The sequence below is a fragment of the Synechococcus sp. Cruz-7E5 genome, assembly GCF_024345995.1.
Classification (GTDB): Bacteria; Cyanobacteriota; Cyanobacteriia; order PCC-6307; family Cyanobiaceae; genus Regnicoccus_A.
On the sequence record NZ_JAGQCE010000005.1, the window covers coordinates 160289 to 182578 of the forward strand.

The window sequence follows — 22290 nt, forward strand, 5'->3', positions numbered from 1 at the left end:
TTCCTTATGGACCTCCTCCTCGCCAGCAGTCACGGCGGCTTTCGCCTCAAGCCCCAGTCGGCCCTGGGGATGGTCTGGCTCCAGACCCATTTCGACGATGCCGTTTGGTCCCACCTGGCCACCGGCAGGGTTCAGGTGAGTCCAAGCTCCGCCGATCGGCTTTGTCAGGATGCCCTGTCCGCAGGGCTCCGAGTCAACCGCATCCCCAACCTTTCCCTTCCTCTCAGCGATCACTCCTGAGAGACTTAAATCCGAATCATTGGAGACTCCATGAAAAAAGTTGAGGCCATCATTCGCCCTTTCAAGCTGGAAGATGTCAAGGTGGCCCTGGTGAACGCTGGCATCGTTGGCATGACGGTGAGTGAAGTGCGCGGCTTCGGCAGGCAGAAGGGCCAGGTGGAGCGCTACCGCGGTTCTGAATTCACTGTGGAATTCCTGCAGAAACTGAAGCTGGAAGTGGTGGTCGACGACGACCGGGTGGACACGGTGGTCACCGCCATCCAGGACGCAGCCCGCACCGGCGAGATCGGCGACGGCAAGATCTTCATCAGCTCCATAGGGACTGTCATCCGCATCCGCACCGGCGACCGCGACAGCACAGCTATCTGACGCCAGCACTCAGAGACAGGCTCAGCACCTTCAGCCGGGGATCGATCAGATCTCCGGTTTTTTTGTGGTCAGCCAGTGGAGAGAGTGCGGTGCACCAGGGCGCGGATCGAGTCGGGCGTCACCGGCTCGCCTGCGGGCTCCTGCTTGGACCGCAGCCAGAGCAGGTATTCGTGGTTGCCGGCGGGGCCGGTGAGCGGTGAGGCGATCAGGCCCCAGGGCCACAAGCCATGCGTTGCAGCCGCTCGGATCACGGCCGTGATGGCATCGGCATGGGCGCCAGGCTCACGTACCACACCGCCTTTGCCCACCCGCTCGCGACCCACCTCGAACTGGGGTTTCACCAGCAGCACGGCCTCGACGGCGGCTGGCTTGAGCAGAGCCCGCAGGGCCGGAAGCACCAGGGCCAGGGAGATGAACGACACGTCGGCCACGGCCAGGTCGGGCCAGGGGTCATCGGGGCCATAGAGCTCCTCGGGTGTGAGGCGGCGCAGGTTGGTGCGCTCGCGCAGCACCAACCTGGGGTCGGTGCGCAGGCTCCAGGCGGTCTGGCCGTAGCCCACATCAATGCCGTACACCCGCTCGGCCCCATGCTGAAGCAGGCAGTCGCTGAAGCCGCCGGTGGAGATGCCACCATCTAGGCAGATGCGTCCCGGCAGCTGCAGGGGAAAGGCCTCCAGGGCCGCCACCAGCTTCTCACCGCCACGGGAGACAAAGCGGGGTGGGTGGCTCACCTCGGGTCTCAGCTCAGCCGGCACCTCCTGGCCGGGCTTGTCGAGCACCCGATCACCACTGCGCACCCGTCCGGCACGGATCAACTGCTGCGCCTGCTGACGGCTCGCGGCCAGCCCAAGCGCCACCAGGTGCTGATCGAGTCGCTGCTTGCCTGCCATAGGGATCCCGTTGGGGTCGACCCATAGATTGACCAGGACGTTGCCACGCGCTGGCCTTGATCGAGCGTTACACCCTGCCCGAGATGGGCAACCTCTGGAGCGAAGAGGCCAAATTCCAGAGCTGGCTGGATGTGGAGATCGCTGCCACCGGCGCAAACTGCCAGCTGGGCCGGGTGCCAAAGGAGGCCATGGCCGCGATCCGCGAGCGGGCCCGCTTCGATGTGCCTCGCATTCTGGAGATCGAGGCGGAGGTGCGCCACGACGTGATCGCTTTTCTGACCAACGTCAATGAGCACGTGGGCGATGCGGGCCGCTACATCCACGTGGGTATGACCAGCTCCGATGTGCTCGACACGGGCCTGGCCCTGCAGCTGAAAGCGTCGGTGGCGTTGTTGCGCCAAGAGCTCGATCAGCTGGCCGCCGCACTGCGGACCCTGGCGGCGGAGCATAAGGACACGGTGATGATCGGCCGCTCCCATGCGATCCATGGCGAGCCGATCACCTTCGGCTTCAAGGTGGCTGGCTGGCTGGCGGAGACGGAGCGGAACCGGGAGCGACTGGAACGACTGGCCCAGGTGGTGGCGGTGGGTCAGGTGAGCGGGGCCATGGGCACCTACGCCAACACCGACCCCCAGGTTGAGGCCCTCACCTGCGCCAGCCTCGGCCTGGAGCCCGACACCGCCAGCACCCAGGTGATCGGCCGCGATCGCCATGCGGAATACGTGCAGACCCTGGCACTGGTGGGCACCTCCCTGGAACGGTTCTCCACCGAGATCCGCAACCTGCAACGCACGGATGTTCTGGAAGTGGAGGAGAACTTCGCCAAGGGACAGAAAGGCAGCTCGGCCATGCCCCACAAGCGCAATCCGATCCGCAGCGAGCGAATCAGCGGTCTGGCTCGAGTGCTGCGCAGCTACACGATCGCGGCCCTGGAGAACGTGGCCCTCTGGCACGAGCGCGACATCAGCCACAGCTCCGTAGAGCGGATGATGCTGCCTGATTGCTCCTGCACGCTGCACTTCATGCTGCGGGAGATGACGGAGGTGGTGAAGGGCCTCGGGGTCTACCCCGAGAACATGAGCCGCAACCTCAATGTCTATGGCGGGGTGGTGTTCAGCCAACGGGTGCTGCTGGCCCTGGTGGAGAGCGGTCTCAGCCGGGAGGATGCCTACCGGATAGTGCAGCGCCATGCCCACGAAGCATGGAACCGCGAAGGCGGTGACTTCCGCGCCAATCTGTCCGCTGACCCCGAGGTGAGCGCACGGCTCAACGCCGCTCAGCTCGACGCCTGTTTCTCCACCGAGCTGCACCGGGCCCAGCTGGATGTGATCTGGGAGCGGCTGGGAATCTGAGCCTGCTGGGTTGGCAATCCCCCCGTTCTGCTGAGGGTTCTGCGATCAGGCCGTTTGAGGGGCTGGGCGTTCTGTTGCAGGGGTTGCCGGAACAAGGGAGGGGACAGGTACGACCTGGTTACCCAGGTCGATGAATTCACACACCGGAAAACGGTTGATCGCCTGGAGCGCTTTGCGGGAGGTGGTGCGGAGCTGCTCGCTGATCGCTTCGGCGTAGGGGACCTGGGCCAGCAGATCGACGGTGCGGCGCAGGATGCGCACGATGTCGCCTTCATCGAGGGAGGTGTTGGCGATCACGTCGTTCCAGCTGCTGCCACGGGCCCAGGCATGAACCAACCCCATCAGCTCAGGCTCCCACCAGGCCGGCACCACCACCTGGGCCCGCTCCTGGTGACGAAGCAGTTCACGGCGCAGGCCACCGAGATCGTGCAGGGCCTCCTCTGACCGTGGCGGCGGCGGAAAGCCGCTCCAGAGATCCGGACGATTCACTTCGGTGCTGATCGCCTCGAGAACGGCAGCCAGCTCAGCAGGGTTGAGCTCGTCGAGATGACCGCTCATCAGGGCCAGGCCCAGCCACAGCTCGTTGTCGCCGCGCAGGACCGCCACGGTGCGGCCCACCTCAGTGGGCTCCAGGCCCTCGGCCCCGGCCAGCGCCCCGAAGGCACGCAGGATCTCGATCAGGGCCAGGAACGTATCCCAGTGACGGTTGGCGCGGTGGTGCAGCAGCCTCTGGCGCTCCTCGATCTCCTCGCCGAGTTCCTCCATACGCCGCCGCTGCTTCTTGAGCTGGCGGCGGTCGCCCCAGTGGTGGGCGGGATGCTGCTCCAGCTCCTCCTCCAGCTGCTGCACAAGCTGCGCCTGGCTGCGCACCTCTCCCGCCAGGTCGTACTGGGGGGTATGCATGTCGTGGCGGCGGGCCATCGAGGCGACCACCAAGGCCAGTCCACCACTGACGTTATCGCCATGGCGCAGCTCACCGGCATGGTCAAGGCGAGGTGCCGGGATCGAATCAACCTGAAGGCAGCTCAGCTCGGCATGGAGGCTCACCACCCCATGACATGGAACCAGGATCCAGACATTCTCATCGGTGAGGCAGAGAAGCAGCGGGAACTGGCCGGAGCCCTGCTGCTTGGCCACGATCACTGCTGGGGTCACCCGGGCCCGCAGCTGGGGGGCTTTCAGGCTCACCAGGGTGCCTTCGCTGGCGAACTGAAGCGCCAGGGTGAGCTCGTGGGCCAGGGTTTCTTCCGCCTGCTGCTGCAGGATGCGCTGGATCCGCCGCTCCTCGCGCAGGCGCTCGCGCTGCTTCTCGTAGGCCTCGAATTCCTCCCAGGGGATGTCGGCGGTGGGCCCCGCCAGCTGCGCCAGCTGGGCGCGCAGGGAGGCGATCCTGGATTCATCCTCCGCCAGATCCAGAGTGGCCAGGTAGCGCCCGAAACTGCGCTCCACCAGCTGCTGGGCCTTGGCCAGGTCGTAGCGCTGCAGCAGATTCAGCACCATGCCGTAGCTGGGGGTGAACTGGCTCACCAGCGGATCGGCGGGGCTGGTGGCCAGTTCTCCTGCCTCGCGCACACCCTCGAAACGGCTCTGCACCGTGACGACATAGCCCTGCACATCCAGCCCGCGCCGTCCGGCCCGGCCAGCCATCTGCAGGAACTCGCTGCCCATCAGCGGGCGATGGCCCCGCTCGGTGCGTTTGGAGAGGGCCGAGATCACCGTGGTACGTGCCGGCATGTTGATGCCTGCCGCCAGGGTTTCAGTGGCGAAGACCACCTTGATCAGCCCCTGCTGGAACAGCTCCTCGATCAGTTCCTTCCATGCCGGCAGCACGCCGGCATGGTGGGCGGCGATGCCTCGGGTGAGAGCTTCGGCGTGGCCCCCCTCCCGCACCGCTTCGGGTGTGGCGGCCACGAAGGCGTCTAGCCGGGCCACGATCCGGGCCTGCTCCGGCTCGCTCACCAGACAGACGCGTCCCAGATCGCGCACCGCCTTGTCGCAGGCGCGGCGGCTGAAAATGAAATAGATCGCCGGCAGCATGTCGCGCTCGGCCATCTGGGCCACCACGAAGGGCAGCGGCGCCGCCTCCGGCTGGGGCGGTTTCGGACTCCTGCCCTTGCGCCGCTCCCCCTTGGGGGCCCGCCACACCTTGCAGTTGGGGTGCAGGCCCGTGCCCTGCTCGTTGAGCAGGGGGTGCAGGCCCTTGGCGCTGCAGAAACTGAAGGCCAGCGGCACCGGCCGGTGGTCGCTCACCACCAGGGTGGTGGGGCCATGCACCCGCTCGATCCAGTCGGTGAGCTGCCCGGCATTGGCCACCGTGGCCGAGAGGGCCACCAGCTGCACCGGCGGCGGGCAATGGATGATCGATTCCTCCCACACCGTGCCGCGCTGGGAGTCGTTCATGTAGTGGCACTCATCAAGCACCACCGCCTCCACATCGGCGAGGGGATCGTCACCCCGGTCCACCTCCGCGTAGAGCATGTTGCGGAAGATCTCGGTGGTCATCACCACGATCGGCGCCTCGCGGTTCACGCTCAGATCGCCGGTCATGAGCCCCACCCGATCCGCCCCGAACTGCTCCCGGAAATCGCGCAGCTTCTGGTTCGAGAGGGCCTTGAGGGGCGTGGTGTAAAAGACTTTCTGCCCATGGGCAAGGGCACGGTGGATGGCGTACTCCCCAACCAGCGTTTTGCCGGAGCCGGTGGGTGCACTCACCACCACCGAATGTCCCTGATTGAGAGCGTCGATCGCCTCCAGCTGGAAGGGATCAAGAGGGAAGGGGAAGAGCTGATCGAGGGGCGGAATCTCGGCTGGATCGGCGGGCAGTCCCTTCACCGCCTCCTGAGTGCTGTTGTCGGCTGAACGTTCTCGGGCCGCCGCCGGATCAGGTGGAGCGTCGGAACCGGCGGTTTGCATCATCCAATCTTATGGGCTGTCCAGCAAGCAGAGTGGGGTTAGTGCAACTGCCCTGGCGTTGACTTCCGCGTGGCCCGTGATCCGCTCGATTCCATCCAGCAGGCCCTTAGCCGGGTTCCCGCGGAGCGGCAACGGCGGCTGCGCACATTCCGCCCCGGCCCGGACGCCACCCTCCTGCCGGGCGAAGCCGGCCCGTCCCAGGGGCCCCTGCTCGATCTGGCCAGCAACGACTATCTCGGACTCAGCGCCCACCCCAGCCTGAAGGCGGCGGCCATGGCCGCGATCCAGAGCGACGGGGTGGGCTGCGGCGGATCACGGCTGGTGAGCGGCACGCGACCCTGCCATAACAACCTCGAGACGGCTCTGGCCGAGTGGCTGGGGCGCGAGCGGGTACTGCTCTTCCCCAGCGGCTTTCAGGCCAACCTGGCCGCGGTGCTGGCCCTGGCCGACCGCCACAGCGAGGTAATCGCCGACCGGCTGATCCACCACTCCCTGCTGGTGGGGATCCAGGCCAGCGGCGCCCAGCTGCGGCGCTTTCGCCACAACGATCTGAGTGACCTGCGCCACCTGCTGGAGCGCGGGGCCCAGAACGAGCCGGGCCGGCGCCGGCTGGTGGTGAGCGAAAGCCTGTTCAGCATGGAAGGAACCTCCCCCGATCTGGCTGGCATCGCCGCGGCCTGCCAGGAGTTCGGCGCCCTGTTGCTGGTGGACGAAGCCCATGCCCTGGGACTGCTTGGCCCCGGCGGCCGCGGGTTGGCCTGGGGCCTGGCGGGAGTGAGCCTGATCAGCGGCACATTCGGCAAAGCCTTCGGTGCTGGCGGGGCCTTCCTCGCGTCCGATGGAGTCGTGGGCCAATGGCTGCTGCAGGGCTCCGGCGCCTTCCGCTACACCACCGCCCTGGCTCCGCCACTGGCGGCCGCAGCCCTGGCGGCCCTGGAGCGGCTCCAAGCCGATGCTGACCAGGGCATCGCCCTGCTGCGGCGAGCGCAGCGTTGGCGGGATGGCCTCGAAGCCGCCCACTGGCGGCGCCCCCCAGGCGAGGGTCCGGTCCTGCCGCTGCACGTCGGCGATGATGCCCTCGCCCTCGACCTCCAGCGCCACCTCGAGCAGGCCGGGCTGCTGACGGTGGCGATCCGCCCGCCCACGGTGCCGGCTGGAACGGCTCGCCTGCGGCTGGTGCTGCGCCGCGACCTGCCCCACGGGAGCCTTGATCGCCTGCTCCACGCCCTGGCCGCCTGGCCTCACGCACCCGTCCCATGAGTCGTCCTGCCCTGGACCTGATCGCCATGCACGGCTGGGCCGGCGACAGCCGTGCATGGCGTCCCTGGCAGGAGGCCGCGGCCAGCCGGGGCTGGAGCTGGCAGAGCGGTGAGCGAGGCTACGGCCAGCTGGTCCCCAGCACCCCCCACTGGCCGGAGCAGAGCGGCCCCAGGGCTGTGATCGTGCATTCCCTCGGGCTGCATCTGCTGCCGGCGCCGGTGCTGGCGGCAGCGGAGGTGGTGGTGTTGCTGGCCAGCTTCGGGGGTTTCGTGCCCGCCGGGCCCAACGGCCGGCGCTGGCGGCAGGCCCTTCGCGGCATGGGCCAGCGCCTCGAGGCCGGCGACAGCGCCGCCATGCTCAACGACTTCCTGCGCGAAGCCGCCGCTCCCGCGCCGGTGGAGCTGCTGCCGGCTGGACCCTCCTCCGGGGCCATACCGGCCGAGGGAGTGGAGCGGCTGCGCCAGGATCTGCTCCTGCTGGAGCAGTGCACCGCTGTGCCCCCCGCTTTCCCCGCCGGCGCCCGCAGCCTGATCGTCGAGGCCGGTGCCGATCGCATCGTGGCCCCCGAAAGCCGCGCAGCCCTGGTCCAGGCCCTGCCGACCGCAGAGTGCTGGTCCCTGGCCGGCGTTGGCCACAGCCTGCTGGGCAGCGATCTGGTGGGTCCCGTCCTGAACTGGCTGGAGGCCTGCCGCTGATGGTCCTGCTCCAGTCAGCCCCCTCGATGGCCCAGCGCGTACGGCAGGCCTTCAGTCGCCGTGCCCGCCACTACGACGCAGCCGCCAGCCTGCAACGGGCCGTGGCCTGGCGGCTGGCCCGTCACTGCCGCGACCTGGCTCTCCCGCCGGGGCCGAGGGCGGATCTGGGGGCCGGCACCGGGCTGCTCAGCAAGGCCCTGGAGCAACAGCGTCCCGGCTGCACCCTGCTGCGGCTCGATGCCTGCGAGGCCCTGCTGAAGCAGGGAGCCCGCCAAGACTGCGCCGGGGTTGCCGCGCCGCTGGCTTCAGCGCCCCAGCGTGTCTGGGACCTCAACGACGGATTGCCCGAGGGTCTGGGCGGGGCGGCACTGCTGGTTTCGAGCTTCGCGCTGCATTGGCTGGAGGATCCCGCCGCCAGCCTGCGCCAGTGGTGCGATGCCCTGGCGCCTGGCGGCTGGCTGGGACTGGCCGTCCCCACCGCCGGCAGCTTCCCCCAATGGCGCCAGGCAGCGGCCGCCGCCGGCGTGCCATGCACCGCCCTGGCCCTGCCCGAACTGCCCCGCTTGCTGGCCGTGGCCGCCCCGCGCCTGGAACTGCGGCTGTGCGCGCCCCTGCGCTACAGCCGCAGCGGCCCCAGGGGCGGGGCCCTGCTGCGGCCCATGGGGGCGATGGGGGCCGGCACCACCGACGCAGCCCCACTGGGGGTCGGGGACTGGCGGAAGCTGGAGGCCCACTGGCCCCAGGACCGTGTCGGCCACAAGCACCTGAGCTGGGAGGTGTTGCTGCTGATCGGCCGCCAACCCCCGAAGGAGCCGAAGCGATGACGAGCCTGGTGGTCTGCGGCACCGACACCGATGTGGGCAAGACCGTGGTAAGTGCTCTGCTGGTGGAGGGAATCGGGGCCCACTACTGGAAGCCGGTGCAATGCGGCCTCGAGGAGGGGGGCGACACCGCCAGGGTCGCGGCCATGCTCGGCCTCACTCCCAGCGAAGCCGCCCAGCGTCTCCTCCCCGAGGCTTACCGCTACAACCATCCGGTTTCACCCCACTGGGCCGGGGAGCTGGAGCAGCGGCCCATCGAGCTGGAGCGGCTGGCGCTGCCCCCTGTGAAGGGTCCTCTGGTGGTTGAGACCGCCGGCGGCCTGCTGGTACCCCTGCGCATCGACAGCCTCCAGATCGATCAGATCCAGCGCTGGGGCCTGCCGGTGCTGCTGGTTGCCCGCAGCGGCCTGGGCACCCTCAACCACACCCTGCTCTCGGTGGAAGCCCTGCGCAACAGAGCGATTCCCCTGCTGGGTCTGGTGCTCAACGGCCCCACCCACCCCGACAACCCCCGCACCCTGGAGGCCCTGAGCGGGGCGCCGGTACTGGCCTGTCTACCCCCCCTGCCCCGGCTTGATCGCAAAGCCCTGGCCGAGCAATGGCAGGCCAGTGGTCTGGCCCGTAACCTGGCCCGATGACACGAGGCAATCTGCTGGTCAGCGCGTCAGTAGCCCTGCTCTGCACGGGCATCCTGGTGCTGTTCACCGATGTGGAAATCGGGATGGTGCGTTGGTTCAACTGCGGACCGTGGGCCTCGGAATCGGCCCGTCTGGAGAAGCGGTGCCGCTGAAGCTGCTGCAGCCCAACCCTTGAGCTGGCATCCCCATCTCTGGCACCCCACCACCCAGGTGGCCCAAGCCGATCCCCCCCTCCGGGCGGTGGCCGGCCGCGGCGCCATGCTCGAACTCGACGACGGCCGTCAGCTGATCGACGCCATCAGCAGCTGGTGGGTGACCCTGCACGGCCATGGCGAACCCAGCATCGCCGCGGCGGTGGCGGAGCAGGCCCTGCGGCTGGAGCAGGTGATCTTCGCCAACTTCCGCCATCCCCCCGCTGAGCGCCTGGCCGAGCGGCTCAGCGCCGCCACCGGTCTGGAGCGGCTGTTCTTCTCCGACGACGGATCCACCGCCGTGGAGGTGGCCCTGAAGATGGCCTGGCAGTGGTGGCGCAACCAGGGCTCCGAACGGCGTCAGCTGATCGCCTTCGAGGGGGCATACCACGGCGACACCTTCGGGGCCATGGCCCTGGGGGAGCGCTCCCTGTTTTCTGCTCCGTTCGAGCCCCTGCTCTCGCCGGTGGCCCGGGCCCCCTGGCCCGCAACCTGGTGGGACGATCAGGACGTGGAGGGCAAGGAAGCTGAGGCGCTGGCGACGCTGGAGCGGCTGCTGGAGGTACCCACGGCCGCGGTGATCCTCGAGCCCCTGGTGCAGGGCGCCAGCGGTATGGCGATGGTGCGGGAGTGCTTCCTGCGGAAGCTGGAGCAACTGGTGCGTCAGGCCGGTGCCCTGCTGATCGCCGATGAGGTGATGACGGGGTTCGGACGCACCGGTGCCCTCTTCGCCTGCGATCGTGCGGGGATCCACCCCGATCTGGTGGCCCTGTCCAAGGGCCTCACCGGCGGCTTCCTGCCGATGGGCGTCACCCTGGCGAGCGAGCGGATCTACCGGGGCTTCATCAGCGACGACCCAAGCCACACCCTGTACCACGGCCACAGCTTCACGGCCAATCCACTCGGCTGCGCCGCCGCCAACGCCAGCCTGGATCTGCTGCTTCATCAGCCCGCGCTCCACGAAGGCTTCGAGGCCCGTCACAGGCCCCATCTCCAGGCCCTGGCTGTCCATCCCCTGGTGCAGCGGCCACGGTTGTGCGGCACCATCGCCGCCTTCGATCTGGCGGTGGAGCGGCCGGGCTATCTACATCCCGCCGGCCGCCAGCTGCAGCGCCATGCCCTCAAGGCCGGGGTGTTCCTGCGGCCCCTGGGCCATGTGGTCTACCTGTTGCCGCCGCTTTGCCTCAGCGACCAGCAGCTGCAGGACTGCTACACCGTGATCCGCTCAGGTCTCGACCAGCTGAATTGAGGCCTCAGGGGCCGGCCAGGATCGCCGATTCCACGTCGGCGCGGCTGAGGCCATAGGGGAACAGGCGCACCGTGACTCTGCCCCCGTGCTCCCAGCTCACTTTGAGCTCCTCGACTTCCAGCTCGATGCGGGCACTCCATAACGGTTGTCTCAGATCCCAAAGGCAGGGCTCGGCGTGGTCCCGGCAGGCGCCCAGATCACTCAGCCACTGCTCAAGAGCCGGAAGTGGGTGGTTGTAAAGCGGAGTCTGCAGGGGGGGTAAGGAGATCATCCCCAGGCAAGCGTGCAATCGAGCCTTCAGTCTGCCGCTCGATCGGGTCAGCGGCAGGGCCGCTGCCCGGGGGCTGGGTGACCAGTTCCACCCCGCGCCACCAGGCCAGGCCCAGGCCGAGCACCAGACTGAAGAGCAGGGCCAGGGCCAGCAGCACCAGGGCGAACCATTCCCCCCCCGAGAAGGCCCGCCGGACTGAGAGGGGGCGACGCGGCGAGAGCGGCCCTGGTAGCATCGGCCCCGGCCCAGGAGCAGGAGTGGCGGTCGGTGGGCTGAGAGCCTGAACGCGCTGCAGCAGGGCCAGACGCAGCTGGCTGTCGTAGGCGGAGCGACGCTGGGGGTCCCCCAGCACCAGGTAGGCCTCCTGCAGCAGCCGGAACTGGTCCCGGGCCTCGGCCAGCGGCAGGGTGGTGGTGTCGGGGTGGTAGAGCTTGCTGAGGGAACGAAAAGCCTGCCTCAGGTCCTGGGCCGTGGCAGTGCTCGGCAGACCAAGCAGGGCATAAAGAGATGGGCCCGTGACCGGGTGCTCGCCGCCTGCCACCAACCACGCGCCATGGTTGCGAGATCCTAGAGAGCTTCTCCATTTCTGCTGCAGTGATGACGGCTCCTGCCGATCCGGTTCCAGCTGGCCTCTGGGACAGCCTGGGCTGGGAGCCGACCCCAGAGCAGCTGCAGCTGTTGATGGCGTTGCAGCAGCACCTGCGCCAATGGAACACTCGCCTCAACCTCACCCGTCTGGTCGATGGCGACGACTACTGGATCGCCCAGGTGTACGACAGCCTCTGGCCCTGGCGCGACCAGCTCCAAACCCCATCGCAGCCCCTGCGCTGCATCGATGTGGGCACCGGTGGCGGCTTCCCCGGCCTGGCGTTGGCGATCGCCCTCCCGGCCGCACGCCTCACTCTGGTGGATTCCGTCGGGCGCAAGGCTGAAGCGGTGAAGGCCATGGCCGCCAGCCTGGGCATGGGCGAACGGGTGGAGGTGCGCTGGGAGCGGGCGGAGACCACCGGCCACAGCCGAGCCTGCCGCGGCCGCCAGGACTGGGCCATGGCGCGGGCCGTGGCCTCCGCCCCGGTGGTGGCGGAGTATCTGGTCCCCTTGCTGAATGCCAGCGGCAGGGCCCTGCTCTACCGCGGCCACTGGAGCCGAGAGGATCTGGCCGACCTGGAGCGGGCCGCCTCCAGCCTGTGCGCCGAAGTGGAGAGGGTGGAGCGGATCGACCTGCCGGGCGGGCGGGGCGTGCGCCATGCGGTTGTACTGAGACCAATCGCCCCCTGCCCCGTCAACTATCCCAGGGCCGTGGGTCTGCCCGCGAAGCAACCCCTGGCCTGAACCAGATCAGCTGATCAGTCGTCGGCCATCAGCCGGCGGACGCTGGTACCCCCCAGGCGCTCGCGCAGGCCGCGAAGCAGGGACGGAATGCGCTGGGCCCAGGGGCTGGCCCCCAGCACCGCCAGGAGATCAGCTTCGCTCACCTCCTGGTCAAGGGCATCGGCATTGGCGCCGGGAAACCAGTGCCCCCCCTGGCCCAGCAGGCCGTAGCGGGCGCGGGCAAATCCCTCCAACTCCCAGGCCGCCAGCAGGTTGTGCAGCCAGAGCAGTACAGGCAGGTTGAGCCCTCCGGGTGTGGCCTCCCAGCTGGGCAGACCATCGCTCCAACTCTCGAGCCAATCGGCGCCGAGGGCCTCGAGCCGGGCGCGCTCCAGCCGCTCCTGCACTGGGGCCAGCCAGCGCTCGGCCTCGGGCAACCGCGCCACGGCCTGCAGGTGCAGGTCGAGATCAGCCGGACCAGCGGCGCCCACGCTGAGCGTATGGATCGCCTCCTCCCGCAGGCAGAACAGGTCGTTGAATTCGATCGGGTGCAGTGGCGCGCACAGCCCGCGGATCCGGGCGGAGGGGCTGTGCAGGTGGCCACCCTTGTCGGTGGGGCTGATCACGAAGACACCCATGTCGTGGTGGCGGGCAGCCTCAAGGGCCGGGCGGTTGTCCTGGCGGATGTAGTACCAATGCAGATTGATGTAATCGAAGGCATCGCTGGCAATCGCTTCCAGGATCAGCGGCAGTGGCGCGTGGGTGGAGAAGCCCACATGGCCGATGCGGCCTTGCTCCCGCCAGCGCCGCACCACGTCCAGGCAGCCGCCCGGTCTCAGGGTCTGCTCCAGATGCTCGGGCAGGTTGAGGCCATGGATGCCGAGCAGATCAAGCCGCTCGATGCGCAGCCGCTCGAAGCTCAGCTCCAACTCCGCTTCGAACTGGCTGGGATCCTCATGGGGCGGCACCTTGGTCTGCAGGATGCGCTGGGGATCGGGCACCTCCCGCAGCAGATCACCCAGTTGCCGCTCAGAGGTTCCGTAATGGCGGGCGGTTTCGATGTGATGAAATCCGCCTGCCACGGCCTTCTCGAGAGTGGCGCGCAGGTTGGCCTGGCTCTCTGCAGTGATCTCTCCGGCCGGAAGGTCGTTCCAGCTCTGCTGGTAGCGCATCCCCCCAAGCGACAGCACCGGCATGGCCAGTTCCGTCCGTCCGAAGCGCCGGGTGGGCAGGGGCGAATCCAGGGACAACGTCGAGCGAAGCCCAGCGCTATCCAGCGACTTCATCGGCGCGGCAAGGTGCGCTGAACCCGGGATTGGCTGGGATAACCCAACGGCAGCAGCTCCTGTGAGCGCAACCGATCCTCCAACTGGGGAACATCTTCGTAGGACACCCAATGGATGCAATCCACGGGACAGGTGTCGATCGCCTCCTGGATGGTTTCGGTGCTGTCTCCGTCCTGGCGGATCGCCCGGGAGCGCCCCCATAACGTCTCCACCAGAAAGGTGTTGCCGGCCACATGGGCGCAGTAGCGGCAGCCGATGCAGACGGCCTCATCAACCCAGACGGCCTGCTGTCGCAGATTCCCACCGAGCAGTGGCTCATGACCGCTGGGTTGCTCCTGGGAGCGGGCGGGTGCCGCAAAAGCCAGGGATGGATCCACCTCGCGCTGGGTCTGAGTGTGGGCGGCAATGGCGGGGCAGCTGGCCTCAGCCATCCCAGCGAGTCACCACCAGTTCAATCGAACCGTCGAGACTGGAGGTCTGCTCGCTCACCTGGAAGCCCTCCTGAGCAGATGCCGCCAGGACCTTGCGCAGGGCATAGCGCTGAGTGATCTGGGCGAGGAACCGCTCCACAGGGATCGGCTGCTTCCAGATCTCCAGATCGGTGACGAGCTCATAGCTACCGGATTCGGCATTCCAGCGGAAGCCGATATCGCAGCCGTCGTCGCGGGTAAGTGCAAGATCGGCGAGCACGGTCTGGCCGCGGTATCCGCGAACTGGACGCTCCCCCAGCTCGGGTTCATGGCCGAGATCCCGGAGAGCCTCCAGAAGGGCCGCACGATCGCGAAGTTCTGTTTTGACGATGCTGAAGTGGGACATCGGAGCGACCAAAGAAACGGGTGAAACTCAGGTGGAGCGCTGGTGCACGCTCAAAGAGGTGGTCAAGGACTGCGCTGCGGCCTGAAAGGCCTCGGAGGTGGAGCGGCGCTGCTGCAACGAACCGAGTTGATGCTCGATCCGCTCGGTGAGCTGTTGGCAGGCTGCACCCTGGATACCTTCCACAAGCTCTTCGACTCGCCCATCGGGGCGAATACGGAAGCGAATGGTGGTCTGGGCCATCCAGGCTCACTCAAGTGCGCAAATGTTAACCACGTTCCCCTGCCGCTGCCGGTGGCCGAATCAGTGGATCAAGCCGTCCTCCACAAGGGTCTGCAGCCGCTCCAGCACCGCCGGACGCTCCAACTGCTCCAAAGCCACCCGCGCCTCGTCCCGCACCGTGGAATCACCGTCCTGAAGCATCACCGCCACCAGCGTTTCCACCAGTTCCGCCTGGCGTGGATCCACCAGGTGATCGAAGAGGCGTCCGAGCGACCAGGCGCTGTTGCTGCGCACCACGGGCTCGGAATCGATGCGCAGGCTCACGAGCAACTGGGCGGCGGCCTGATCGGCCTTGGCCGCCCCTGTGCCCCCTACATCCGCGAGCGACCCCGCCGCCCACAGTCTCACTGCGGCGATGTCGGTCTGGAGGGAGCGGATCAGGGGGTTGAGCACGGGCGACTCGGGGTAGTTGCCCAGGCTCCAGGCCACCGCCTTGCGCACATAGCCGTTGCTGTCGTCCTGCAGCAAGGCCAGCAGCGGCGCCACGGCACGGGGATCCGGATTGCGGCCCAGGGCATAGACCGCGCTCATGCGCAGGATTGGACAGGTGGCCTCCAGCAGGGGCAGCAACAGCGGAATCGCCCGGGGATCGCGGTGTTCACAGAAGATGCGCAACCCCTGCATGCGCTGGTCATGGCCGCCCTTGAGCCACTCCAGCCCCAGGTCACATTCCGCGGCGATATCCGACTCGGCGGGCTCGAGTGCATCAAGGTCTTCGAGCGGATCGCCCAGCAGCTCCTGGGCGAGTTCGCCGGCCAGCAACTCCGGGTCGAAGGCCAGCTCAGCTGGACCGTAGGAGTAGGGGGGCGGGGAAACCCCGGGATCAGGATTGGCTTGGTCGGTCATGGCCCTCAGCCGATCGGAGCGGGGGCGGCCATGTCACCCGGCAACCAGATCCTGGCACTCACCGCGAACAGCGCCAGGGCAAACAGGGCCACGATCACCAACGGCAGCAGGACGGAGCGGAAGAACGACACAGCTGGACCACATTTCCAGGTCATTCTGAAGGCAGGCCGCGGCCTGCCGGCTTGACCCCGGCGGGTCGCTCCGTAGGGTTCGGCCAACCGTGCCGCTGCTGTGCCGTCTGATTCCAGTCCTGGATCCTTCCCAGAGGCCGCAGGTCCCACCTGGCAGCGGCTGATGGCCGTCGCTGCCCAGGGCGTGGCCAGCGGCACCCCCTACATGGTTGGCAGTCGGCTGCTTCAGGGCTGGCTGAGCGCCAGCCAGGTGCCGCTGGCTCTGATCGGGCTGATCCCGCTGGCGGAGCTGCCTTACACCCTGAAGCTGTTCTGGGCGCCGCTGCTCGACCGCTGGCCGATCCCCTGGCCGGACCGCCGCCGCGGCTGGCTGCTGCTGCTGCAGCTCACCTTGGTGGTCGTGATCGGCAGCATGGCCCTGCTGCGCCCAAGCCTTGATCCGGCCAGTCTTGCCGCGATCGGGCTGATGGCCCTGGTGCTGGCGGTCTGCAGCGCCACCCAGGACATCGCCGTGGACGCCTACCGCACCGACCTGCTGCCAGAACTGGAGCGCGGTCCGGGGGCAGCGGCGGCCTCGCTTGGCTACCGCAGCGCCATGCTCGCGATCGGAGCAGGAGGCTTCCTCCTGGCGGGGCGGTTCGGTTGGCCGGTGGCCTTTCTCGGCGCAGCCGCACTGATGGCGGCGGTGGTGCCGTTCACACTCGCGGCGCCACGGCTGACCCCGATCCAGCACCCGGTAACCAGCCTGAGGCAGGCGGTCCTTGGCCCAGCACGGGAATTCCTGCGCCGCAGCGGCCCGAACCGGGCATGGCAGCTGCTTCTGCTGGTGCTGCTCTACCGCTGGCCCGACGGTCTGCTCAGTGCAATGGCCATCCCCTTCCTCACCGCCAAGGGGTTCAGCGCGGCCGACATCGGCCTGGTGCAGGGAGGCTGGGCGATCGGCGCCACCATCGCCGGCACGGTGCTGGGTGGATGGCTGTTCAGTCGCCTGGGGATGAACCGCTCGCTCTGGTTGTTCGCCGCCGCAGGAGCAATCGGCAACCTCAGCTATTGGGCTCTGGCCAGCTTCAGCAGCGGGCTGGCGGGTCTGATCACGGCCGTGAGCATCGAGAACCTCTCCGGCGGCATGGTGGGCGCGGTGTTCGTGGCTCTGCTGATGAGCCTCTGCAATCCCCGCTTCTCCGCCACTCAATATGCCTTGCTCTCAGGCGTCTACGCGATGAGCCGCTCGGTGCTGGCAGCGCCCGCCGGGGTGGTGGCCGAGCGGGTGGGCTGGCCGAGCTTCTTCCTGTTCACCGCCGCTGCTTCCCTGCCGGCGTTTCTGCTGATGACGCGGCTCACGCCCTGGAACGGCAGCGGCGCCAAGGGCGCCTTCGACCCGAAGCGGGATCCCACATGAGCAAGCTCCCCTCCGATCAAACCGCGGCGACGGTACGGCGGCGCAGTTGACCGCAGGCGGCATCCTCGTCGAGGCCGCGGCTGCCGCGCACGCTCACTGCCACATGTCGGTCCAGCAGCACCCGCCGGAAGGCCTCCACCCTCTCGGGGCTGGGACGTTGAAAGTCTTCCTCCTCGATCGGGTTGTAGGCGATCAGGTTCACGTGGCTCTGGAACCCACGCAACAGCGACGCCAGGGCCGCTGCCTGGCGGGGATGGTCGTTGAGTCCTCCCAGCAGGATGTACTCAAAGCTCACTCGCCGGCCCGTGATCTCCACGTAGCGGCGGCAGTCGTCGAGCAGATCCTCCAGGGGGTAGGCATGGGCGGTGGGAATCAGCTGCTCCCGCAGACCCTGATCCGGGGCATGCAGGCTCACCGCCAGGGTGAACTGGGCCCGGCCAAGCCGCTCGAGGGCTAGCTCGGCCAGGGTGGGCAAAGTGCTGGGCACCCCCACGGTGCTCACCGTGATCTGGCGCTGAGCCATACCAAGGTCGGTGCAGAGGCAGTGAATGGCCCCCAGCACCGAATCAATCGTGAGCAGAGGTTCGCCCATGCCCATGAACACCACGTGGCTGGGGCGGCGCTCCATCACCTCGCGCACGCACAGCACCTGATCGACGATCTCATGCACCGCCAGGGAGCGTTGCAGGCCGCCCTTGCCAGTCGCACAGAAGCGACAGGCCATCGGACAGCCCACCTGACTTGAGACACAGACCGTGAGGCGATCGCGCGAGGGAATGCCCACGGTTTCGAGGCTGAGACCATCGGCAGTCCCCAGCAGCAGCTTGGTGGTGCCGTCCTGAGCCACCCGGCGCTGGAGTTCCCTGGAGCGGCCGATCAGATCGGCGCCAGCAGGGTCGGGCCCAGCCGCCAGACTCTCGCGCCAGGCCTTGGGCAGCGCACTGATCTCGGACAGGTGCCGGACCCCCTTGGTGTAGATCCAGTCATGCAGCTGGCGTCCACGAAAGGCGGGCTGCCCCTGACTGATGGCCCAGGCCTCCAGTTCGCCCAGGCCCATTCCCAGCAGGGGCACGGGTTGGGGCAAGGGGGCCTCGACGATCACGACCAGATCAGCAGACCATGGCCTAGCCACCGCTCCACCGCCACCAGGGCGATGAAACCGAGCATGGCCAGCCGGCCATTCAGACGCTCCGTGTGGGTGTGGAAGCCGAAGCGGGGCAGGCGTCGCTTCGGAACAAGCGTGGGTTTCAGCAAGGGGTTCAGTCCTCCGTGAGTAGACCCTCTTCCTGCAGACCCTCAAGGGCCGCGGGATCAGGGATGAGCTCTTCCTCCAGTCCTTCCTCCTGGGCCGGCCGGGCAAAGGCAGCAAAAGAGCTGGCAGCCGCTTCGATGCCCCGCTTGCTGCGGACCGCATCGAGCTCGTCCTCGGAAGGGTCCTCCAGCACCGCCTTGGTGACAGGGGCCGCAGCAGGCATCTCCACGGTGTAGTCCGGACGGAGGTTGGCCACACGGCGGTAACTGCCGGCCTCCTCGTCGAGGATGTCGGGGTGGGGTCCGGCTTCAGCGCGAAGTTCCTCCTCGAAGCCACCGAATCCGGTACCGGCAGGGATGAGGCGGCCGATGATCACGTTCTCCTTCAGACCCCGAAGCCAGTCACTCTTGCCTTCGATCGCCGCTTCCGTGAGCACCCGGGTGGTCTCCTGGAAGCTGGCGGCGGAGATGAAGCTGTCGGTGTTGAGTGAGGCCTTGGTGATACCCAGCAGAACCGGTGTGAACTCAGCGGGGGCGCCGCCGGTGATGGCCATCGCCTGGTTCACCTGCTCCACCTGGCGCAGCTCGATCAGCTCACCGGGGAGCAGGGTGGTGTCACCGGCATCCTCGATGCGTACCTTGCTGGTCATCTGGCGCACGATCACTTCGATGTGCTTGTCATCGATGGTGACCCCCTGGGATTTGTAGACGTTCTGCACTTCCTGGACCATGCGGAACTGCAGCTTGGAGATGGCCTCCTGGGCCGCCTCCATCGAGGGCTTGCGGCTTCTGAGGTCCTCGAAGTAACACTCCAGCAGTTCGTGGGGATTGATCGGACCATCGGTGAGCATTTCACCGGCTGTCACCTGCTGGCCGTCGTTCACCATCACATTGCGCCCGAGCAGGATCGGATAGTCGGTGCTGACATCGTCATGCTCGATCACGGAGACAGTGATTGAGTCGTCGTCTTCGCCCTGCTTGATGGTGACGGTGCCGGGTTTGCGGCAGAGAACTGCGGATTCCCGCGGTCGGCGGGCTTCCAACAGCTCTTCGATCCTGGGCAGACCCTGGACGATGTCTCCGGTCTTCTGGCGCTCGAACACCAGCAGCGCCAGGGCATCTCCCCGCTGAACAAGCTCACCGTCGCGGACATGCAGCACCGAATCCGGCGAGACCATGTAAGGACGGCCCAGACGGATGGTGATAAGGCTGCCGGCGATAGCTTCCACCTGACCGCAGCAGGGAGCCTCGATACCGCTGGCGAGAGGTTCGCCATCCACCAGACGCTGGCCCACATTCACGGCCAACTCAGCGCTGCCGATATCGAGGTCGCGGGTGTCGCCCTCACGCTCGACGATCAGACGACGTACCGGCTCCCCTTCCACCGGATCAGGCAGTTGCACCACACCGTCTTCCTTGCAGAGGATCTGGGTGGTGGCGACCACATCGCCGCTCTTGACGCTGCTGCCGTCCTCCACCTGCAGTTCGGTGTGGGTGGAACCATGGCTGGCATCGGAGAGGGTGTCGCGGCGGACCAGCAAGGTTTCGAGGATCACCAGTTGCAGGCGCTCGATCGTCTTGGCCCGTTTATCGGGGACAGCCTCCACATCCACCGTCATCTGGGGAGTGGTGTCGAAAGTGTCGAGGATCAGCTGGGTGCGAAGCAGCTCGACTCCGTCCACCGACTTGATCAGTTCACCGTCCTTGAAGGTGAGGCGCTGGGTAGCCTTGAGCCCCAGGAAGGGACCGCCGTTCTGCTTGACGCTGCCCAGCTCGGGCAGGTGAGCCTGGTCGGGAATGGGGTATTCCTCAACAGGCCGCAGCAGCAGGGCGCCGCCCTCGGGAGTGTCGACGGACTCGATGAAGACCATCGACTCAGGAACAAGCCCGGGGGCGATCTCTTCGCCAGGATTGTGCAGACGACCTTCGTCGCTGTAGCGCGCATGGATCTTGGCATCGCTGACCAGATGAAGCGTTCCAGATCGCACGATGATTTCGCGCAGGATGTCGTTCTTCTGAGTCACGGTCACGATTCCGGCCGTCTGGCTGAAGATGTCCTTGACAACTTCGGTGCCAGCCTCGATCCACTGGCCGTCTTCGATCATCAACAGGGAGATGTCCTTGTTGATTTCATGGGTTTCCTGGGGAATCCAGAGCACAGTGCCCCCCTTGGACACCTCGTAACCATTCTTGGCGGAGCGAGCTTTCTTGATCGAGAGGCCGGGGGCGTACTTGATCAGTCCACCGGTCTGGGTGCGGAAGCGGTCATCGGCCAGCTCGGCGATCACCTCACCACTGCCGATCTTGCTACCCGGTTGGGTCTTGAGCAGGTAACGGATGTTGTCCTTACCCTCCAGGTGCCAGATCTCTCCGGAATGGGTTGATTCACCCACCAGCTTGCAGTCCTTGAGGGTGAGGCTGGCTGTGACGATCTGCACTTCGCGGGAATCCCCGGTGGAATCGCGCAGGCGCACCGAACCTCCGTGCTCACTCACCAGACGGCTTTCCGCCAGCACTTCACCAGTGGTGACGGCGGTGTTGCCCTTGACCACCGGCTGGGCATTGGGAGGAAGGTTATAGACATCACCCGCCAGCACCCAGAGCCGCCCGAGGCGCTGGGCCTTGAGGGTGATGTTGCCCTGGCGGTCAGTCGACTCGCGGGGCTGGATCACATCTTCATAGCGCACCTGACCTGCCAGATCGCAGATCACATCTTTGGTGGCCTTCTCCACACTCTTGTGCACCGCGACGCCGGCAGAGATCTGGGCCAGCACCATGTCGGAGGGAACCTCATCACCATCGGCGACGAAAAGTACAGAACCGGCGGTGATGTCAAGGCGCTGGATCCTGCCCTTGCCGCTCGGTTTCACCGAAAGGGTGAAATCGGTTTCGGAGAGATGGGCCTCAACACCATGGGAGGTGCGGTGGTCGCGCACGCGGGCCTTGGGACCGAATTCGACTGTTCCGGCCACCAAGGAGCGCACCACGCCGGTTTCGGCCGTGGACACACCACCGGTGTGGAAAGTACGCATCGTCAGCTGGGTGCCGGGCTCACCGATCGATTGGGCGGCGATGATGCCCACCGCTTCGCCCAGATCCACCAGCTCGTTGTGGGCCAGGGCCCAGCCGTAGCACTTACGGCAAACCGATCGCGCGGCCTCGCAGGTGAGGGGCGAGCGCACGACAACTGTCTTGACGCCAGCGGCTTCGATCAGCCGGGAAAGCTCATGGTCGATCTGTCCGTCGCGATCGACCAGCAGGGAGCCGTCTGAGCCGAGGACGGGCTCACCCGCCAGACGGCCCACGAGTTTTGCGAAGAATCGACCCTTCTCATCGGCGTGAATGGGAATTCCGCGGGTCGTGCCGCAGTCGTCCTCTCGCACGATCACATCCTGAGCCACATCCACCAGGCGGCGGGTGAGGTAGCCCGAGTCGGCGGTGCGCAGGGCCGTGTCCACCAGACCCTTACGGGCGCCGTAGGAGGAGATCACATATTCCGTGACCGTGAGTCCCTCACGGAAGTTGGTGCGGATCGGCAAGTCGATGATCTCCCCCTGGGGGTTGGCCATCAGACCGCGCATGCCAACCAACTGACGCACCTGAGACATATTGCCCCTGGCGCCTGAGTTGGCCATCATCCAGACCGAGTTGAGAGGGTCGTTCTCGTTGAAGTTCTTCTTGACCTCCTCCACCAACCGCTCATTGGTTTCAGTCCACGTGTCGATCACCTTGGTGTGCCGCTCCACCTCGGTGATTTCCCCCAGTCGGTAGCGCTCTTCGGTATCGGTGATCTGCTGCTCCGCCTCCTCCAACAGACGGGCTTTCTCAAAGGGAATGCGCAGATCTTCAACAGAGATCGAAACCGCTGCCTGGGTGGCGTAGTGGAAGCCCAGGTCCTTGAGATCGTCGGCCATGGAGGCCGTGGCTGCTGTGCCGTGGTGCTTGTAAGCCCAGGCCACGAGGTTGCGCAGGGCCTTCTTGTCGATCTCCCGGTTGCGGAAGCGCGGCGCTTCCTTGCTCAGGGGAGCGCGGCGATCCTGGGCATTGGGCTTGGAAGGAGTGGTGGTCATGGAAGCGAGCAA

24 protein-coding genes are annotated in these 22290 nt (G+C 67.0%); 11 read left to right on the forward strand and 13 right to left on the reverse strand.

Features of this window, described 5'->3' with window-relative positions:
* Positions 1-6: 6 nt before the first annotated feature.
* Both KBY77_RS08345 and KBY77_RS08350 read left to right on the forward strand, forming a co-directional pair.
* A complete protein-coding gene (locus KBY77_RS08345) occupies positions 7-240 on the forward strand; it encodes a hypothetical protein (RefSeq protein WP_255103085.1) in 234 nt (77 codons plus the stop codon).
* A 30-nt stretch (positions 241-270) separates the two neighbouring features.
* Positions 271-609, forward strand: coding sequence for a P-II family nitrogen regulator (locus KBY77_RS08350; RefSeq protein WP_094554775.1), 339 nt, complete (start codon positions 271-273; stop codon positions 607-609).
* Positions 610-677: 68 nt separating this feature from the next.
* Here KBY77_RS08350 and KBY77_RS08355 read toward each other — a convergent pair whose 3' ends face one another.
* Complete coding sequence (locus KBY77_RS08355; RefSeq protein WP_255103087.1) at positions 678-1499, reverse strand: TlyA family RNA methyltransferase; 822 nt, start codon at positions 1497-1499, stop codon at positions 678-680.
* Positions 1500-1555: 56 nt separating this feature from the next.
* On the opposite strand from KBY77_RS08355, the gene purB reads away from it, so the two are divergent.
* The gene (purB, locus tag KBY77_RS08360; protein ID WP_255103089.1) at positions 1556-2851 is read left to right on the forward strand and encodes an adenylosuccinate lyase; all 1296 of its coding nucleotides are present in this window, start codon (positions 1556-1558) and stop codon (positions 2849-2851) included.
* Positions 2852-2896: 45 nt separating this feature from the next.
* On the opposite strand, the gene KBY77_RS08365 is transcribed toward purB, so the two are convergent.
* Positions 2897-5764: an RNA helicase gene (locus tag KBY77_RS08365; protein ID WP_255103091.1), complete on the reverse strand. Its 2868-nt coding sequence runs from the start codon at positions 5762-5764 to the stop codon at positions 2897-2899.
* A 69-nt stretch (positions 5765-5833) separates the two neighbouring features.
* Here KBY77_RS08365 and KBY77_RS08370 point away from each other — a divergent pair, with 69 nt between their 5' ends.
* The 6 genes from KBY77_RS08370 to bioA are packed head-to-tail and all read left to right on the forward strand — an operon-like array spanning position 5834 to position 10618.
* Positions 5834-7024, forward strand: coding sequence for a pyridoxal phosphate-dependent aminotransferase family protein (locus tag KBY77_RS08370; protein WP_255103094.1), 1191 nt, complete (start codon positions 5834-5836; stop codon positions 7022-7024).
* Entirely contained in the window at positions 7021-7719 is a 699-nt protein-coding gene (locus KBY77_RS08375; RefSeq protein WP_255103096.1) for an alpha/beta hydrolase, read from the forward strand. The genes KBY77_RS08370 and KBY77_RS08375 overlap by 4 nt, the downstream gene beginning before the upstream one ends.
* Positions 7719-8543, forward strand: a complete 825-nt coding sequence (locus KBY77_RS08380) for a methyltransferase (protein ID WP_255103098.1) — start codon at positions 7719-7721, stop codon at positions 8541-8543. The genes KBY77_RS08375 and KBY77_RS08380 overlap by 1 nt, the downstream gene beginning before the upstream one ends.
* Entirely contained in the window at positions 8540-9178 is a 639-nt protein-coding gene (gene bioD, locus KBY77_RS08385; protein WP_255103100.1) for a dethiobiotin synthase, read from the forward strand. The genes KBY77_RS08380 and bioD overlap by 4 nt, the downstream gene beginning before the upstream one ends.
* Positions 9175-9330, forward strand: a complete 156-nt coding sequence (locus tag KBY77_RS08390; protein ID WP_255103102.1) for a hypothetical protein — start codon at positions 9175-9177, stop codon at positions 9328-9330. Before bioD ends, KBY77_RS08390 begins: the two co-directional genes overlap by 4 nt.
* Positions 9331-9349: 19 nt before the next feature.
* The gene (gene bioA, locus KBY77_RS08395) at positions 9350-10618 is read left to right on the forward strand and encodes an adenosylmethionine--8-amino-7-oxononanoate transaminase (protein ID WP_255103104.1); all 1269 of its coding nucleotides are present in this window, start codon (positions 9350-9352) and stop codon (positions 10616-10618) included.
* 4 nt (positions 10619-10622) lie between these two features.
* Here bioA and KBY77_RS08400 read toward each other — a convergent pair whose 3' ends face one another.
* Positions 10623-10889, reverse strand: a complete 267-nt coding sequence (locus KBY77_RS08400; RefSeq protein WP_255103105.1) for a DUF3143 domain-containing protein — start codon at positions 10887-10889, stop codon at positions 10623-10625.
* Positions 10831-11430: a J domain-containing protein gene (locus tag KBY77_RS08405; protein WP_255103107.1), complete on the reverse strand. Its 600-nt coding sequence runs from the start codon at positions 11428-11430 to the stop codon at positions 10831-10833. The genes KBY77_RS08400 and KBY77_RS08405 overlap by 59 nt, the downstream gene beginning before the upstream one ends.
* A 56-nt stretch (positions 11431-11486) precedes the next feature.
* Here KBY77_RS08405 and rsmG point away from each other — a divergent pair, with 56 nt between their 5' ends.
* Positions 11487-12221, forward strand: a complete 735-nt coding sequence (gene rsmG / locus KBY77_RS08410; RefSeq protein WP_255103109.1) for a 16S rRNA (guanine(527)-N(7))-methyltransferase RsmG — start codon at positions 11487-11489, stop codon at positions 12219-12221.
* Between the two features lie 14 nt (positions 12222-12235).
* Here the strand turns inward: rsmG and KBY77_RS08415 are convergent, their stop codons facing one another.
* The 6 genes from KBY77_RS08415 to KBY77_RS08440 are packed head-to-tail and all read right to left on the reverse strand — an operon-like array spanning position 12236 to position 15558.
* On the reverse strand, positions 12236-13486 hold the full coding sequence (locus tag KBY77_RS08415) for an aldo/keto reductase (RefSeq protein WP_255103111.1): 1251 nt from the start codon (positions 13484-13486) through the stop codon (positions 12236-12238).
* Complete coding sequence (locus tag KBY77_RS08420; protein WP_255103113.1) at positions 13483-13917, reverse strand: ferredoxin; 435 nt, start codon at positions 13915-13917, stop codon at positions 13483-13485. The genes KBY77_RS08415 and KBY77_RS08420 overlap by 4 nt, the downstream gene beginning before the upstream one ends.
* Positions 13910-14302, reverse strand: coding sequence for a DUF1257 domain-containing protein (locus KBY77_RS08425; protein WP_255103115.1), 393 nt, complete (start codon positions 14300-14302; stop codon positions 13910-13912). Before KBY77_RS08425 ends, KBY77_RS08420 begins: the two co-directional genes overlap by 8 nt.
* 27 nt (positions 14303-14329) lie before the next feature.
* Entirely contained in the window at positions 14330-14542 is a 213-nt protein-coding gene (locus tag KBY77_RS08430) for a DUF2997 domain-containing protein (protein WP_255103117.1), read from the reverse strand.
* Positions 14543-14602: 60 nt separating this feature from the next.
* Entirely contained in the window at positions 14603-15427 is an 825-nt protein-coding gene (locus KBY77_RS08435) for a HEAT repeat domain-containing protein (RefSeq protein WP_255103119.1), read from the reverse strand.
* Between the two features lie 5 nt (positions 15428-15432).
* Positions 15433-15558, reverse strand: a complete 126-nt coding sequence (locus KBY77_RS08440) for a hypothetical protein (RefSeq protein ID WP_255103121.1) — start codon at positions 15556-15558, stop codon at positions 15433-15435.
* A 163-nt stretch (positions 15559-15721) separates the two neighbouring features.
* On the opposite strand from KBY77_RS08440, the gene KBY77_RS08445 reads away from it, so the two are divergent.
* Positions 15722-16957 (forward strand): AmpG family muropeptide MFS transporter, encoded by a 1236-nt coding sequence (locus tag KBY77_RS08445; RefSeq protein ID WP_255103123.1) that lies wholly within the window; start codon positions 15722-15724, stop codon positions 16955-16957.
* A 16-nt stretch (positions 16958-16973) separates the two neighbouring features.
* Here KBY77_RS08445 and rlmN read toward each other — a convergent pair whose 3' ends face one another.
* From rlmN to KBY77_RS08460, 3 genes are read right to left on the reverse strand one after another with little or no spacing between them, the layout of a single operon-like run.
* A complete protein-coding gene (gene rlmN / locus KBY77_RS08450; protein ID WP_255103188.1) occupies positions 16974-18014 on the reverse strand; it encodes a 23S rRNA (adenine(2503)-C(2))-methyltransferase RlmN in 1041 nt (346 codons plus the stop codon).
* A 41-nt stretch (positions 18015-18055) separates the two neighbouring features.
* Positions 18056-18211, reverse strand: a complete 156-nt coding sequence (locus KBY77_RS08455) for a high light inducible protein (RefSeq protein ID WP_094554792.1) — start codon at positions 18209-18211, stop codon at positions 18056-18058.
* A 5-nt stretch (positions 18212-18216) separates the two neighbouring features.
* Positions 18217-22278: a DNA-directed RNA polymerase subunit beta' gene (locus KBY77_RS08460; RefSeq protein WP_255103126.1), complete on the reverse strand. Its 4062-nt coding sequence runs from the start codon at positions 22276-22278 to the stop codon at positions 18217-18219.
* Between the last annotated feature and the right edge of the window lie 12 nt (positions 22279-22290).